Source organism: Flavonifractor plautii ATCC 29863, assembly GCF_000239295.1.
In the GTDB taxonomy this organism is placed as follows: Bacteria; Bacillota; Clostridia; order Oscillospirales; family Oscillospiraceae; genus Flavonifractor; species Flavonifractor plautii.
The window spans coordinates 1-15,255 of record NZ_JH417857.1; the positions used below are offsets into that span (position 1 = coordinate 1).

At 65.2% G+C, this 15,255-nt stretch carries 10 protein-coding genes and 1 pseudogene; 2 read left to right on the forward strand and 9 right to left on the reverse strand.

Annotation, left to right across the window (positions count from 1 at the left end):
* Positions 1 to 46 precede the first annotated feature (46 nt).
* On the reverse strand, positions 47 to 1,111 hold the full coding sequence (locus tag HMPREF0372_RS18470) for a hypothetical protein (RefSeq protein ID WP_007495915.1): 1,065 nt from the start codon (positions 1,109 to 1,111) through the stop codon (positions 47 to 49).
* Between the two features lie 508 nt (positions 1,112 to 1,619).
* On the opposite strand from HMPREF0372_RS18470, the pseudogene HMPREF0372_RS18475 reads away from it, so the two are divergent.
* Positions 1,620 to 3,004, forward strand: a pseudogene (locus HMPREF0372_RS18475) (TrpB-like pyridoxal phosphate-dependent enzyme).
* 85 nt (positions 3,005 to 3,089) lie between these two features.
* A complete protein-coding gene (locus HMPREF0372_RS18480; protein WP_007495918.1) occupies positions 3,090 to 3,818 on the forward strand; it encodes a hypothetical protein in 729 nt (242 codons plus the stop codon).
* A gap of 81 nt (positions 3,819 to 3,899) precedes the next feature.
* Here the strand turns inward: HMPREF0372_RS18480 and HMPREF0372_RS18485 are convergent, their stop codons facing one another.
* The 8 genes from HMPREF0372_RS18485 to HMPREF0372_RS18520 all read right to left on the reverse strand — a co-directional run bounded on the left by HMPREF0372_RS18485 (position 3,900) and on the right by HMPREF0372_RS18520 (position 15,252).
* Positions 3,900 to 6,545, reverse strand: coding sequence for a calcium-translocating P-type ATPase, PMCA-type (locus HMPREF0372_RS18485; protein ID WP_007495920.1), 2,646 nt, complete (start codon positions 6,543 to 6,545; stop codon positions 3,900 to 3,902).
* A gap of 85 nt (positions 6,546 to 6,630) precedes the next feature.
* Positions 6,631 to 7,320: a response regulator gene (locus tag HMPREF0372_RS18490; RefSeq protein ID WP_007495922.1), complete on the reverse strand. Its 690-nt coding sequence runs from the start codon at positions 7,318 to 7,320 to the stop codon at positions 6,631 to 6,633.
* 2 nt (positions 7,321 to 7,322) lie between these two features.
* A complete protein-coding gene (locus tag HMPREF0372_RS18495) occupies positions 7,323 to 7,682 on the reverse strand; it encodes a helix-turn-helix domain-containing protein (protein ID WP_007495925.1) in 360 nt (119 codons plus the stop codon).
* Positions 7,683 to 7,821: 139 nt separating this feature from the next.
* Positions 7,822 to 9,063, reverse strand: coding sequence for a peptidylprolyl isomerase (locus HMPREF0372_RS18500; RefSeq protein ID WP_007495927.1), 1,242 nt, complete (start codon positions 9,061 to 9,063; stop codon positions 7,822 to 7,824).
* Between the two features lie 497 nt (positions 9,064 to 9,560).
* Positions 9,561 to 13,073 carry a transcription-repair coupling factor gene (gene mfd / locus HMPREF0372_RS18505; protein WP_007495930.1) on the reverse strand — a complete coding sequence of 1,171 codons (3,513 nt, stop codon included), beginning with the start codon at positions 13,071 to 13,073 and terminating at the stop codon, positions 9,561 to 9,563.
* Between the two features lie 82 nt (positions 13,074 to 13,155).
* On the reverse strand, positions 13,156 to 13,611 hold the full coding sequence (locus HMPREF0372_RS18510) for a GNAT family N-acetyltransferase (RefSeq protein WP_007495932.1): 456 nt from the start codon (positions 13,609 to 13,611) through the stop codon (positions 13,156 to 13,158).
* 10 nt (positions 13,612 to 13,621) lie between these two features.
* Positions 13,622 to 14,218: an aminoacyl-tRNA hydrolase gene (gene pth, locus HMPREF0372_RS18515; protein WP_007495934.1), complete on the reverse strand. Its 597-nt coding sequence runs from the start codon at positions 14,216 to 14,218 to the stop codon at positions 13,622 to 13,624.
* A gap of 74 nt (positions 14,219 to 14,292) precedes the next feature.
* Complete coding sequence (locus tag HMPREF0372_RS18520; protein ID WP_007495936.1) at positions 14,293 to 15,252, reverse strand: ribose-phosphate pyrophosphokinase; 960 nt, start codon at positions 15,250 to 15,252, stop codon at positions 14,293 to 14,295.
* Positions 15,253 to 15,255 lie beyond the last annotated feature (3 nt).

Here is a 15,255-nt window from a genome sequence, read left to right on the forward strand (position 1 = left end):
GCCGTGGGGCCGCCGGATCCGGCGGCCCCACGGCCGTTTTATGAGCTTATTCCGGGATAAATTCCATGGTGCAGTCCATGCCGTTCCATACCTCCCCGTCGGAGCGGTAGTACTTCCGCTCTGATGTTCCGTCCTTCCGGGTGTAGCCCAGGACAAACACCTGCCCGGCCTCAATCGGCATGGGATAGTCGTTGCAGGGCAGCACATCGCTGCTCTCGGGACAGTCCTCGAAGTCCTCATAGGCCCCCTCCAGCCGCCAGAAGGCCCGGGACTGGTAGTCCCCGGCCCAGCCGGAGATATCCTCCTCCCCGAAGTAGGACGCCTGGTACTCCTTCCCCGCCACGGTGAGGGTATCCGTCCGCTGGGGCTCCCAGGCAATCCAGGGGATGTCCTCGGTGTGAAGGGAGTCCCCGTACCGCTCTACCAGCTGAGCGGCCATGGAGGGGACGGTTCCCGCGGAGTCCGCCATGGCATCCGGGTCGGTGTGGGCCGCGCCATAGATGCCCATGACGCTCTCCCCATCCAGGGCGTCAAACTCCCGGATGAAGTTCTCTGCCATCCGGTTTTCCCGGTAAATATCGGAGCCACGCTCGGCAAAGGTTTTCCCCTGCTGGATGGCCTCCAGGGTCAGGCGGTAGTCCTCCGTGTCCGCCAGGCCCCGCTCCTCCAGATAGTCTTGGTAACGGGCCCCGGTGCTGTCGTACTGGTGGCCCACGTCGGTGCCGTGGAACACCGTCTTGGGGCACTGCTCCTTGATGGTGCGGTAAAAATCCAGCGTCTCGGCGCCGGATGAGAGCGTGCTCTCCCAATCCTGGTGGAGCTGCTCCAGAATCTCATCGTCCTCCGCGTCCATCCACAGGTTGAGCCACTGGGCCGTGTAGTGCGAGAGCTCCACAAACAGGTGCCGCATCCCCCGGTCGTAGCACTCCTTCCACCGCTCCGCCTCGTACTCCTCGATGGCGGCGATTCCGTGGATCTCCCCGTAGAGGTAGATCTGCCCCGCTGGAATGCCCTCATCCGTCGCCACCGGGGACTCTTGTACCGGCTTCCCGGCGCAGCCCGCCAGCATCAGGAGCGCCAGTACGGCCGCAAATTCTTTAACATACCTCATATTCGGCACCTCCCAAGGCCTTTTTCCCAGTGTAGCAGATCCCACCCTGTCAAAAAAGGGGTCTCAGATTAAAATTTGCTGTAATCCACCCACCCGGCGGGCCCGGCCCAACTTTTACAAAAAAGAGCTTGACAAACCGGGCCGCCGCCGTTATACTGTAGCAAATCAAATCGGTAAACCGATGACGAAGAGGAGTAGTCCGGTATCAATGCCTCTCAGAGAGCCGCGGGTGGTGGAATCGCGGCAGGCAACGCTCGGATGAATGGACTTTTGAGGGCACAGCGAACAGCCTTTGGGCTCAGTAGCGCGACGGGGACTCCACCCGTTATCCGGGGAGCATGGGCTGATCGGCCCGTGAAAGTGAGTGGGCGTATGCGCTGGTATACGTCAATCCGGGTGGCACCGCAGAGGCTGAAGCTACAGTCCTTTGTCCCAGAGAAACAATCTTGGGGACAAAGGGCTTTTTTGTACCCTTTTCCCCTGCAACACAGAAAAGGAGTGTATCAACATGAGCAAGATCCCCCACCGCCTGTATCTGACCGAGGACCAGATGCCCCAGAAGTGGTTCAACCTGCGCTCCGCCATGGCCGAGCAGCCCGATCCTCTGCTCCACCCCGGTACCCTCCGGCCCTTGGGTGTGGACGACCTCTCCCCCATCTTCTGTGAGGAGCTTGCCCGCCAGGAGCTGGATGGCGCCACCGCCTATGTGGATATTCCGGAACCCATTCAAAACGTCTATAAGATGTACCGCCCTTCCCCGCTGATTCGGGCTTACGAGCTGGAGAAGGCCCTGGATACCCCGGCCAGGATCTACTACAAGTTTGAGGGGAACAACACCTCCGGTTCCCATAAGCTCAACTCCGCCGTGGCCCAGGCCTATTATGCCAAGATGCAGGGCCTAACTGGCGTCACCACTGAGACCGGCGCCGGCCAGTGGGGCACCGCCCTCAGTGAGGCGTGCAGTTACTTCGGCCTGACCTGCGACGTGTTTATGGTCAAGTGCTCCTACGAGCAGAAGCCCTTCCGAAAGGCGGTAATGAATGTATTTGACGCCTCTATCACCCCCTCTCCCTCCCCCACGACTGAGGTGGGCCGCCAGATCCTGCGCGACCACCCGGAGACTACAGGAAGCCTGGGCTGCGCCATCTCCGAGGCGGTGGAGTCCGCCGTCCAGAGCGGCGGCGCCAAGCGCTATGTGCTGGGCAGCGTGCTCAACCAGGTGCTCCTCCACCAGTCCATCATCGGCCTGGAGAGCAAGCTGGCCATGGAGCAGCTGGGGGAATATCCCGACGTGGTGGTGGGCTGCGCCGGCGGCGGCTCCAACCTGGGCGGGCTGATCGCCCCCTTTATGGCCGACAAGCTGCGGGGGATACGGAATCCCCGCATCGTGGCGGTGGAACCAGCCTCCTGCCCCTCCCTCACCCGGGGCAAGTACGCCTACGATTTCTGCGACACCGGCAGGGTCACTCCCCTGGCCCGGATGTATACCCTTGGCTGCGGCTTCATCCCCTCCGCCAACCACGCCGGCGGCCTGCGCTATCATGGCATGAGCCCCATCCTCTCCAAGCTCTACCACGACGGCTATATGGAGGCGGTGGCCTATGAGCAGACCGCGTTTTTGAGGCGGCGGTGCTCTTTGCCAAGCGGGAAACCATCCTCCCCGCCCCTGAATCTGCCCACGCTATCCGGGGGGCCATCGACGAGGCTCTGCGGTGCAGGGAGAGCCGCGAGGCCAAGACCATCCTTTTCGGCCTCACCGGTACCGGGTACTTTGATATGACCGCCTATGAGAACTACCTCAGCGGAAAGATGAGCGATTCCATCCCCACCGATGCCGACCTACAGAAGGGCTTCGACAGCCTGCCAAAAATCCCCCAGAACGAGGGTATTTGAGGCTTCACAGCAAAACTTTTGGTTGCACATTGTCCCCCGGCTGGCTATAATAGGAGGGACAATAAACACAAAAGAAGGTTTTGCCATGGAATTCCGCGCAAACGAGGGAAAGAGCGTTACCATAGAGGTGGGCGGAAAGACCTACGCCCGCCACGCCATCCAGACCCATTTCGTCCAGGTAGGCGAGAGCTATATCGACCTGGTGGAGCAGTACGTCAAGCCCCTGTGGCAGCCCGGTGACCTGCTCTCCTCCAGCGAAAAGATCATCGGCCTGTGCCAGAAGCGGGTGGTCTACAAGAAGGACATGAAGGTGGGCCGCCTGGCCCGGTTCCTGTCCCGCTTCGCCTCCCACTCCTCCGCCGGCATCGGCGTGGACAGCCCCTACAAGATGCAGTTCGCCATTAACGAGCGGGGCGCCCTGTTCGTACTCTGGGCCGCGTTCTGCGCCGGCGTGGCCAAGCTGTTCGGCAAACGGGGCGTGTTCTACGAGATGGTGGGCCAGGAGGTGTCCGGCCTAGACGGCTTCTACGACCACGAGTTCCAGGAGTACGGCGAGTTCGGCATCCGCATCCCGGAGAACCCCGGCAAGGTGTGCGACGAGATCGAGGCCGCCACCGGCGTGCAGGCCATGATTGTGGACGCCAACGATCTGAACGTGGAGATTCTGGGCAAGGCGTCCTCCGTCACCCTGGACGACGAGACCCTCAAGGGCCTGATCCGGGACAACCCGGCGGGCCAGTCCCGGGAGCTGACCCCCTTCATCCTCATCCGCGAGGTAAAGGAGGAGCGCGCGCCTGAGGAGGCGCAGGCATAAATCCGTTTACAGACAGCACAAGAGGCGGAATCCCCCCCGGCCTGCGGCCGGGGGGAATTCCGCCTCTTAATTCGTCCCGGCTCAGCGCCGGGCACAGGCTGGCTCCACCTTCTCCGCCCGCGCCGGACGGCGGGTCCGGCCGCGGCTCACGGCCTTGGCCAGCTCGCACACCACCACGGGGGTAATGGCCAGGGCCAGCACCACGGCCCACTCCAGAGGGCTCATGGGAACGGTGCTGAACACCACCTGAAGGGGCGGCACGCACAGGACGGCCACCTGCATGGTAAGGCCGATGAGAAACGCCTTGTTCATGGCCGGATTGGAGAACACCCCGATGTGAAAGAGGGACGAGCGCTCGCTGCGCACGTCAAAGGCGTGGAAGAGCTGGCACAGGGTGAGGGTGGCGAAGGCCATGGTGTTGGCGGCGGCGTGGGCCTCGCCGGGGTCGGAGAGCACATACTCCCCCAGGAAATAGGCCGCCAGGGTCAGCAGCCCCACCATCACCCCCTGCCAGGCCAGCCGGAAGGCAAAGCCGTGGGCAAAGAGGGAGGCGTGGGCGTCCCGGGGCGGCTGGGACATGACCCCCTCCTCCACCGGCTCCACCCCAAGGGCCAGGGCGGGCAGGGAGTCGGTGACCAGGTTGAGCCACAGAAGCTGCACCGGCACCAGAGGCATCTGGTGGAAGTGGAACACCGTGGCGCAGAAGATGGTGAGAATTTCTCCGATGTTGCAGGAGAGCAGGTAGTGGATGGCCTTCTTGATGTTGGCGTAGATGCCCCGGCCCTGCTCCACGGCGGAGACGATGGTGGCGAAGTTGTCGTCGGTGAGGATCATATCGGCGGCTCCCTTGGCCACGTCGGTGCCGGTAACCCCCATGGCGCAGCCGATGTCCGCCACCTTGAGGGCGGGGGCGTCGTTGACGCCGTCGCCGGTCATGGCCACCACCTTTCCCCGGGCCTGCCACGCCTTGACGATACGCATCTTGTGCTCGGGGGACACCCGGGCATAGACGGAGAACTTCTCCACCTCCTGTTCCAGCACCTCCTGGGGCAGAAAGTCCAGATCCTCCCCCGTCAGGGCCAGGTCCCCGGGACGGTAGATGTTCAGCTCCCGGGCGATGGCCACGGCGGTAAGCTTGTGGTCGCCGGTGATCATGACCGGCTTGATGCCCGCGGCGTAGCACTGCTCCACCGCTGTGCGCACCTCCGGCCTGGGCGGGTCGATCATGCCGATGAGTCCCACGAAGGTGAGTCCCTGCTCCAGAGCGGCGCTGTTCAGCTCCCGGGGCAGCATGGCCAGATCCTTGTAGGCCACCCCCAGCACCCGCAGGGCCTTCCCCGCCATGGCCTCGTTCCGGCTCTCCAGCCGCCGGGCGGCGGCGGAATCCAGCCGGCACCGGCGGGCGAGCACGTCGGGGGCCCCCTTGACGCACACCCGCCAGCCGCCGCCGGGCCTCTGGTGGACGGTGGTCATGAGCTTGCGCTCCGAGTCAAAGGGCAGCTCCCCCCGCCGGGGCCACTCCCCCTCCAGTCCATTTTTATCCAGGCCCTCCCGGGCCGCCGCGTCCACCAGTGCGGTCTCGGTGGGATCGCCGGTGGACACCGGCTCCCGTCCCTTCCAGGCCAGGGCGGCATCGGAGCACAGGGCTCCGATGGTGAGGGCCAGGGCCCGTTCGCCGCTCCGGGGCGTCCACACGTCCACCACGGTCATGCGGTTCTGGGTGAGCGTGCCTGTCTTGTCCGAGCAGATCACCCCGGCGCACCCCAGGGTCTCCACGGCGGGCAGGCGCTTGACGATGGCCCGCCGCCGGGCCATGCGGGCCACCCCCAGGGCCAGCACAATGGTGACGATGGCGGGCAGCCCCTCGGGGATGGCGGCCACCGCCAGGGAGACGGCGGTGAGAAACATGTCCAGCATGGGCCGCCCCTGGAGCAGCCCCACCCCGAACATCACCGCGCACACACACAGGCAGACGAAGGACAGGGTCTTGGAGATCTCCGCCATCTTCTTCTGGAGGGGGGTCTGTCCCTCTCCCTCCCCCAGCAGCAGCCCGGCAATGCGGCCCACCTCGGTGTCCATGCCGGTGCCGGTGACCACGCACACCGCCCGCCCCCGGGTGATGACGGTGGACGCGAGCACCATATTGTGCCGCTCCGCCAGGGGGGTGTCCTCCGGCAGGGCGGACAGCAGCCCCTTGGACACGGGGACGGACTCGCCGGTCATGGCGCTCTCATCGGCCTGGAGGGAGGCGGCCTCCAGAATCCGGGCGTCGGCGGGCACCAGGTCCCCCGCCTCCAGATGGATGATGTCGCCGGGCACCAGCCGGTCGGTCTCCAGCCGCTGAAGCGCCCCGTCCCGCACCACCTTGGCCAGGGGGGCCGACATCTTCCGCAGGGCCTCCAGGGCCTTCTCGGCGCTGTCCTCCTGGGAGATGGAGATGCAGGCGTTCACCACCACGATGACCAGGATGATGGCCGCATCCAGCCAGTCCTCGCCGCCGCTGGCCCACAGGGACAGGGCCGCTGCGGCCAGCAGCACCAGGATCATGGGGTCCTTCATCTGCCCCAGGAAGCGCAGCAGCAGCCCCTGCCGCCTCCCCTCCTCCAGCCGGTTGGGCCCCCAGCGGGCCAGCCGCCGCTCCGCCTCCGCCCCGCTCAGCCCCCGGGACTTGTCCGTTTCCAGCTCAGACAGGGTCTGTCTGGTGCTGTATGTATGCCATACGCCCATGTCGCTCGCTCCTCGCTCACTGTAGTTTCCAATCTCTGGCTACAGTATAGCAGAGTGCCTGTCCGATTTCAGGGGAAACGTGGCGCTACCACTCCAAAATCCGCCGGGCCAGCCGGCGGAGAAAGAGCTCATTGCTGGGCCGTTCGGCCGGCAGGCCGCCCATGAGGGCCTGATACTCCCCGCAGGCCCCGGCCTGGAGCTTGCCCACCATGGAGCGGATGTTTTTCTCCACGCAGGCGTAGCTGGTGTTTTGGGCCGCCATGGCGGCGGCATACCCCTCCTTGAGCGGAATGGCCCCCTCCGCGCCCGTGGAGAGCACGGCCGCCGTCCGCGCGGCGGCCTCCACCCCCAGCCCGGACGCGCCCATCCCCCGCAGATAGTCCGCCGCCGCCCGCTCCCGGGGCTCCAGGCAGAGCGAGTGAAACAGATCGGGCAGGGAGTCGAAGTTGAGGGGCTTTATGAGATAGTAGCTGGCCCCAAGCTGAAAGGCCAGCCGGATGACTGTGGGCTCCGAGGCCTGGGAGGCCACCACCACAGCCGGACGTGCGCTCCGGCGGCGCAGGGCGCGGAGGAAATCAAGCCCGTCCATCCCGGGCAGAATCAGATCCAGCAGCACGATATCGGGCCTGGTCTGCTCCACCAGCTCCAGCCCCTCCAGGCCGTCCTTTGCCAGCGCGCATAGGCAGACCCCCTTCCGTCCGGACAGAAGGGCCTCCGTCAGCATCCGGGTCTCCGGATCATCCTCCACCACCAGGACCCGGATCTCCAGCGCCACGCCTACTCCTCCGGGCCCAGCTCCTGGGCGGCCCGGAACGCCAGATGCAGCATGTGAACGGCCATATCCCGCTGCACCGGAGAGAGCTGGCGCAGGTGGCAGAGCAGGTGCTCCAGCACGGGCTCCTCCTTCTGCGCGCCGTGGGCGAGCTCATCCAGCCCTGTGTGGAACACCTCGCCCAGCTCCACAAAAATCGCCATGGACATACACTTTTTCCCCTGTTCAATATCATTTACATATTGGGAGGAGATGCCCAGGCGCTCGGCCAGCTCCTCCTTGCTCATCCGCGCCAGCTTCCGGCTGTGGTACACCCGCTCGCCCACCGCCTTTTGCAGCGCCAGCTTTTTCTCCTTGTCCTCCATTGTGTCTCACCCTTTGTCCCAAACTTTAGATATAGATTGACACAACTTTGGATTTTTACTATAAACAATAGAATCTTTCTTTTAAACTATAGTTTTTTAATCAAAAACCCCGCCGGATCGGCGGGGTTTTTGCCTGTGCTTATTGCGCTCCGCTCCCGGTGGCATCCGGTGCGGGCTCTGTGCTCTGTGCCGGGGTCCCGGTCTCAGGCGCGGGACTGGCGGTCGCCTGAGCGGCCTCCTCGGCGGCCTTTTCCTCCTGCCACTGCTCGGCAAAGGCCACCATATTCTTGTAGAAGGAATTGGGATCCAGCTTCTCATAGGCGGGCTTGACCTCTACCTTCGCCTCCTCCACCCACTGCTCGTTCAGCTTGCTCATGGCGTAATCGGGGTAGATGGCCGCCATGCTGTCCCGGAGCTGCTGGCGCTCCTCGTCGGTAAAGTCCTGGCGCAGAATGATGTGGTAGCCGTAGGCGGTTTCCACGGGCTCGCTGATCTCACCCACGGCCAGGGCCTTGGCGGCACTCTCAAACTGAGGCACCATCTGGCCGGCATAGGCCAGGTAGCCGTCGGGCGCATAGAGCTGGTTGTTCTCGTCCCGGCCGTCGTCGCTGCGTTCGTTCATCACCTTGTCAAACTCCACCAAGGGGTCTGCGGCGGTCCGAATCTGGGCCAGGAGCTGGTCGGCCTCCGCCTTGACGGCGGCCTTCTGCTCGTCGGTGACGGCGCTGCCGTCCTCGTTCTCCGGGAAGGCCAGCAGGATGTGCTTGGCCTTGTAGTAGCCCGCCTCCTCCACCATGGCATCCAGATCGGCGTCCTGGGCGGTCAGCTCCCCCGCCTCCTCCATCTGGGTCTGGAGGCTCCGGGCCAGATAGGGCACCTGGTTCAGCTTGCGGAAAGCCGCCTCGCTGATGCACTGCTGGTCCAGGTACTCCTGAAGGGTCATCCCGTAATAGCTGTCCACCCGCTGGGTCAGCGTCTCCAGCTCAGCGTCCGCCTCGGCCTGCTCCTCCTCGGTCACGGTCAGTCCCGCCGCCGCCGCGTGGTTGGACACCGTGGTGTAGAGCACGCTGGTGTTCCGCGCGTCCTCCTTCAGATACTCCGCCGTGGGGACGCCGTTGAGCTCCTCCTCCCAAGCGTCGTCGTCCGCCAGGTAACCGCTCTGCTTGGCCGAGGCCACGCTCTGGAGCAGCCAGAACAGGTACTCGTCGGCGGTAACCTCTGTGCCATCCACCGTAAAGAGCACCGTGTCCCTGGTCACACCGGCGGTCTGATAGGCCACGTCGGACGGGTCCACCTCCGGCGCGCCGGGCGCGCAGGCTGTCAGTCCTGCCACGAGCAGCGCCCCGGTCATGCCGGCGCACAGAAACTGTTTCACGTTCATGCGTGTTTGTCCTCCTTATTTGGGTTCCAAAAGCCTGTTCCAGTGTACACCATTTCCCCAGCGGATACAACCGGAAGTTTTGCGCGCCGCCCTACGGCTCCGCTTTGGGGGCGTTTTCGGCATAGTCCTCCACCAGCTTGCGCCCGAATTTCAGGGCGTCTTCAGCCCCAGCCCGCCAGCAGCGGGCCGGGGGCCCCGTTCCATTTCATTTCGCTGGGCGGAAGTGAATCCCGCCCAGCTCCGCCGCACACGCGGCGCCGGCTGCCGCCGGCAGGGGGAGTCCGCCCCCCGCTCTATCCCTCTGTCTCAGCCGGGGCGGTCTTCGCATAGTCCTCCACCAGCTTGCGCCCGAATTTCAGGGCGTCCTCAGCCCCAGCCCGCCAGGAGCGGGCCGGGGGCCCCATTTCATTTCATTTCGCTGGGCGGAAGTGAATCCCGCCCAGCTCCGCCGCACACGCGGCGCCGGCTGCCGCCGGCAGGGGGAGTCCACCCCCGCTCTATCCCTCTGTCTGATCCGGGGCGGTCTTCGCATAGTCCTCCACCAGCCTGCGGCCAAATTTCAGGGCGTCCTCCCCCTTTTTGAGCCGCAGGGCCAGGTAGGGCCTCTCCCCGGCGGAGAAGAGCAGGCGGGAGCGGTACTTCTCCAGGCCGCACAGGGCGCTCACCCGCTGGAGATCGAACTGGTCCAGATAGAAATTCAGGTTGGCACCCTTCTGGTCGATCTGGGAGATCCCGTTCCGGGCGGCGTCGGCGCGGAGGAGCGCCACGGAGATGAGGTTGTTGACCGTGCGGGGTGGGTCGCCGTAGCGGTCGATGAGCTCATCCATCACGTCGTCGGCGTCCGCCTCGGAGCGGATGGCGGCGATGCGGCGGTAGAGGTCCATCCGCTGCTCCGGCGAGGGCACATAGCGGTCTGGGATGGAGGCGGCCACACTGAGATCGGCGGCGCACTCGGTGGGGCGCTCCGGCTTCTCGCCCCGCTCCTCCAGTACCGCCTCCTCCAGCAGCTTGAGGTACATGTCGTAGCCCACGCTGAGCAGGAATCCGCTCTGCTCCGGCCCCAGCACATTGCCCGCCCCCCGGATCTCCAGGTCGCGCATGGCGATTTTGAAGCCGGAGCCGAACTCGGCAAACTCCCGGATGGCCCCCAGGCGCTTGGAGGCCACCTCGGTGAGCACTTTGCCCCGGCGGTAGGTCAGGTAGGCGTAAGCCCTGCGCGTGGAGCGGCCTACCCGGCCGCGGATCTGGTGGAGCTGGGCCAGGCCCATGTGGTCGGCGTCCTCGATGATCAGGGTGTTGGCGTTGGCGATGTCAATGCCCGTCTCGATGATGGTGGTGCACACCAGCACGTCCACCTCGCCGTCGCTCATGCGGGTCATCACGTCGTTGAGCTCCTCCTGGCTCATCTTGCCGTGGGCCACCGCCACAGCCACGTCCTCCCCCAGCATCTCCTTGATGCGGGCGGCGGTGCGGGTGATGGTCTCCACCCGGTTGTGGAGGTAGTACACCTGGCCGCCCCGCTCCAGCTCCCGGCGCATGGCGTCGGAGAGCACCCCCCAGTCGTGCTCCAGCACATAGGTCTGCACCGGCTGGCGATCCATGGGCGGCTCCTCCAGGGTGGACATGTCCCGGATGCCGGAGAGGGCCATATTCAGCGTCCGGGGGATGGGGGTGGCGGAGAGGGTGAGCACGTCCACCTGCTTGGACAGCTCCTTGAGCTTCTCCTTGTGCTGGACGCCGAAGCGCTGCTCCTCGTCAATGACCAGCAGGCCCAAATCCTTAAATTTCACGTCCTTCTGAAAGAGCCGGTGGGTGCCGATGAGCAGATCGATGCCCCCCTGCTCCAGCCGCCGCAGGGTGTCCTTCATCTGGGCCTGGGTGCGGAAGCGGCTGACCACGTCGATCTCCACCGGGTACTTGGCAAAGCGCTGCTTAGCCGTCAGGTAGTGCTGCCGGGCCAGCACGGTGGTGGGCACCAGGATGGCGGCCTGTTTGCCGTCCAGCACACACTTCATGATGGCCCGGAAGGCCACCTCCGTCTTGCCGTAGCCCACGTCGCCGCACAGCAGCCGGTCCATGGGCCGGGCCTGCTCCATATCCTGCTTGATCTCGGCGATGCAGCGGAGCTGATCGTCGGTTTCGGCGTACTCGAACTCGTCCTCAAACTCCTTCATCCAGGGGGAATCGGGGGAGAAGGCGAAGCCGGGCTGGCGCTGCCGCTCGGCATAGAGCTGAATGAGCCCCTTGGCCAGATCCTTGACGGCCTTCTTGGCCCGGGTCTTGGCCTTCTCCCAGTCGGTGCCCCCCAGCCTGGAGAGCTTGCGGGTCTCCTGGGCGTCCTCCCCGGAGCCGATGTACTTGCTCACCAGGTCGAGCTGGGTGGCGGGGACGTAGAGCACGTCGGCCCCGGCGTAGGCGATCTTGACGTAGTCCTTCTGCACCCCGTCCACCGTCATCTTGGTCATCTCCAGGAAGCGGCCCACGCCGTGGTGCTCGTGTACCACCAGGTCGCCGGGAGACAGGTCGGCGTAGGAGCCCAGCTTCTGCCGGTTGGTCACCGGCTTGCTCCTGCGCTTTTTGCCCAGCAGGGACTGCCCCTCGGTGAGCACGGCGAAGCGCCCCACCGGGTACTCCATGCCGGCGGTGAGCCCCCCCACGGCAATCACCGCCTTGCCGTAGCCGGGCAGCTCGTGGAGCTGGAAATCCACGGCGGTGGTCATCTTCTGCTCCCGCAGGAGGGCCTGGAGGTTGAGGGCACGCTGCTCGCTGCTCACCAGCACCACGGTGCGGAATCCGTCGGAGACATAGTGGGCCAGGTCGGAGACGGCGGTCTCCAGGCTGGCGCCGTAAGAGGGGAGCTGCTTGGTCAGCAGGTTGAGCAGGGTGCGGGGCCGCTGGGGGTACCGGGAGGAGGTGAAGGCGTCCAGGTAACAGACCGGCCAGTCGGCCAACACCTCGGTCAGCTCCTCAAAGGTGCGGGCGAAGTCAGCCAGCTCCCCGGCCAGCTCTCCCCGCTCCATCAGGGCCTTGGCGTCCTCTCCCAACTGCCACAGGTAGCTCTTTCCCCGCTCGGCCACCCGGGGGCTCTCGCTGAGCACCACCACCGCATCCTCGGGGAAGTAATCCGCCGCCGTGGCCATGACGGGGTAGATCAGGGCGATGTAGCGGTCCATGGCCGGGAAGGCCGTGCTGGCCGCCAGCCGCTCCCGGTCCTCCTCCAGCGTCTGCACCAGTGTCTCGCTCCCCTTGCGGCGCTTTGCCTGGGAAATGAGACGGTCCAGCCCCTCCAGCAGCCCGCCGTACCCGCCAGGGGCAAACTGGGGCAGCACCTCCGCCGCCGGCAGGATCTCCGCCGCGCCGAGGTTCTCGATGCGCCGCTGGGTGTCGGGATCGAAGAGGCCCATGGCGTCGATTTCGTCCCCGAAGAACTCCACCCGGACGGGCTTGGGGTGGGCCGGGGAGAAAAAGTCCAGGATGCCCCCCCGCAGGGCGAACTGGCCCACGCCCTCCACCTGCTCGCAGCGGGTGTAGCCCGCGGCGGCCAGGGTGCCGGCCAGCTCCCCCAGGTCGTGCCGCTCTCCCATCCGCAGAACCTGGGCCGCCTGGGTCAGCAGGGTTTTGGGAATGGTGCGCTGGAGAATGGACTCCACCGTACAGACCAGCAGGGGGCACTCCCCCGCCGCCAGGGCCCGCAGGGTGGACAGCCGCCGGTGCTCGTACTGCCGGGACACCACCGCGGCGTTGTGGAAGGTGAACTCCCGGGCAGAGAGGGTGCGCACCGCCTCCCCCGACAGGGCGGCCAGATCCCTGGCCATGCGCTCGGCCTCCCCCTCGTCGGCGCACACCACCACCACGGGGCGGTTCAGCTCCTGGCGGATGCCCGCGGCGAAGTGGGCGCGGTGCACCGCCGACAGCCCGGAAAAGGCCGCCGGACAGGCCCCGTTGTCGATGGCCGCCAGCAGGGAGCGGTATTCAGGTATGTCGTTGAGGGCGGAGAGCAGTGGCTTCATAGGACACCTCGGCACAGAAAAGATCGGAAGTTGTGGGCGCGGGCCGTTCGGAGGCCCGGCGTGGGATGGGCGGCGGGGAGTCTCAGAGGCAAATCTTCATCCGCCGCTCCCGGTAGACCGCCCCGTCAAAGGTATACTGGATCTCCCGGACGGCGCGAAAGCCCAGCTTTTGATACATCTCATAGGCCGCCGTATTCTCCAGCTCCACATGGAGGTAGAGCTCCCGCACCCCCATGTGTTCCCTCATAAAGTCCAGAAAGCGGAGCACGGCCTCTTTGCCCAGGCCCCGCCCCTGGTACTGCGCGCCGATCATGAACCGGCTCATGCACCACCCTGGAAGCTCGGGGTCATAATCAAACAGGACAAATCCGACCATGACGCCGTCGGAATAGACGGCCCGGGTATACAGGCCCTCTTCAAACCGGGCCTCGGCCAGGGAGCGGGCGTTATCCGCCACAAAGCCGCGCTGCTCGTCCTTCACCTTTAGGCAGATGCATTCCATATAGTTGCTTTTATCAATTTCTCGAAAGGTGATCATGGCGCACTCCTCAGCCGTTGAAGCGGTTCATGGCCTTGTCCGGCCCCTCCTGAATGAGGCACTCCACCGCGTCGGCGGCCTTACGGATGGCCTCTGTGATGGTCTTGAGATCCTCCCCGGCGAATTTGGAGAGCACCCAGTCGGCCATGTCATAGTCTGGGTGGGGCTTCTGGCCCACCCCGACCTTGATCCGGGGGAACTGGTCGGTACCCAGGTGCTGGATGATGCTCTTGAGGCCGTTATGACCCCCGGCGGAGCCGCCCTTGCGGATGCGCAGCTTGCCCACGGGGAGGGACACGTCGTCAGAGATGACCAGCACCCGCTCCGGTGGGAGTTTATAGAAGCGGGCGGCCTCCCCCACCGCCTCGCCGGACAGGTTCATATAGGTCACCGGCTTCATGAGCAGCACCTTGACGCTCCCCACCTCCAAGGTGTTGGTAAGGGCGCGGTGCTTCAGCTTCTGCACGGGCACCCGGGCCCGCTCGGCCAGCTCGTCCACGGTGAGAAAGCCGACATTGTGGCGGGTATTCTCATATTTTTCGCCGGGGTTGCCCAGGCCCACCACCAGCCATTCAGCCCCGGCGCCCCGATTTTTGTCAAAAAACAACGTTTTTCCTCCATGCGGCAATGGGGGCGGAGCAACGCTCCGCCCCCCGCCATATTTGTACTATCCTGTCCGTCTTATACAAAGAGTTTCGAGACAGACACTTCCTCGTAGATGCGCTCGATGGCCTCGGCAAACATGTGGGCCACGGAGAGATACTTGATCTTGTCGCAGGCGACGCCAGCCTTGGGGGGCACGGTATCCAGGAAGTAGACCTCCTTGAGGACACTCTTCTCAATGCGCTCCACGGCGGGGCCGGAGAGCACGCCGTGGCTGGCGCAGGCGATGACGTCCACCGCGCCGCCCAGCTCCACCAGGGCCTGGGCCGCGCCGCAGAGGGAGCCGGCGGTGTCCACCATGTCGTCGAAGAGGATGACCTTCTTGCCCCGGACGTCGCCGATGATGTTCATGACCTCGGAGGAGTTGGCCTTCTGGCGGCGCTTGTCCACGATGGCCAGGCCCATGCCCAGCTTCTGGGCGAAGGCGCGGGCGCGGGCCACGCTGCCCACGTCGGGGGAGACGACGATCACCTCGTCCTCCCTGCCGTTAAAGCGGTCGTGGAGATAGTTGGTGAAAATGGGGTTGCCCAGCAGATTGTCCACGGGGATGTCAAAGAAGCCCTGAATCTGGTTGGCGTGGAGATCCATGGTGAGGACCCGGTCGGCGCCGGCGCGGGTGATCAGGTTGGCCACCAGCTTGGCGGAGATGGGGTCGCGGGGCTTGGTCTTGCGGTCCTGGCGGGCGTAGCCGAAGTAGGGCATCACGGCGGTGATGCGGCCGGCGGAGGCCCGCTTGAGGGCATCGATCATGATGAGCAGCTCCATGAGGTTGTCGTTGACCGGGGAGCTGGTGGACTGGACCACGAACACGTCGGAGCCGCGGACGGTCTCATAGATGGAGACAAAGTTCTCCCCATCAGAGAAGGCGCCCACCTCGGCGTTGCCCAGCTCCGTGCCCACCTCCTTGCAGATGGCCTCGGCCAGGGGGCGGTTGGAAGTGCCGGAAAAGATCTTGATGTCCTTACCGTGTGCGATCATTCT

Coding starts and splice junctions, on each gene's coding strand:
- HMPREF0372_RS18470 (WP_007495915.1), bottom strand. CDS start 1,111: ATGAGGTATGTTAAAGAATTTGCGGCCGTACTGGCGCTCCTGATGCTG.
- HMPREF0372_RS18480 (WP_007495918.1), top strand. CDS start 3,090: ATGGAATTCCGCGCAAACGAGGGAAAGAGCGTTACCATAGAGGTGGGC.
- HMPREF0372_RS18485 (WP_007495920.1), bottom strand. CDS start 6,545: ATGGGCGTATGGCATACATACAGCACCAGACAGACCCTGTCTGAGCTG.
- HMPREF0372_RS18495 (WP_007495925.1), bottom strand. CDS start 7,682: ATGGAGGACAAGGAGAAAAAGCTGGCGCTGCAAAAGGCGGTGGGCGAG.
- HMPREF0372_RS18500 (WP_007495927.1), bottom strand. CDS start 9,063: ATGAACGTGAAACAGTTTCTGTGCGCCGGCATGACCGGGGCGCTGCTC.
- mfd (WP_007495930.1), bottom strand. CDS start 13,073: ATGAAGCCACTGCTCTCCGCCCTCAACGACATACCTGAATACCGCTCC.
- HMPREF0372_RS18510 (WP_007495932.1), bottom strand. CDS start 13,611: ATGATCACCTTTCGAGAAATTGATAAAAGCAACTATATGGAATGCATC.
- HMPREF0372_RS18520 (WP_007495936.1), bottom strand. CDS start 15,252: ATGATCGCACACGGTAAGGACATCAAGATCTTTTCCGGCACTTCCAAC.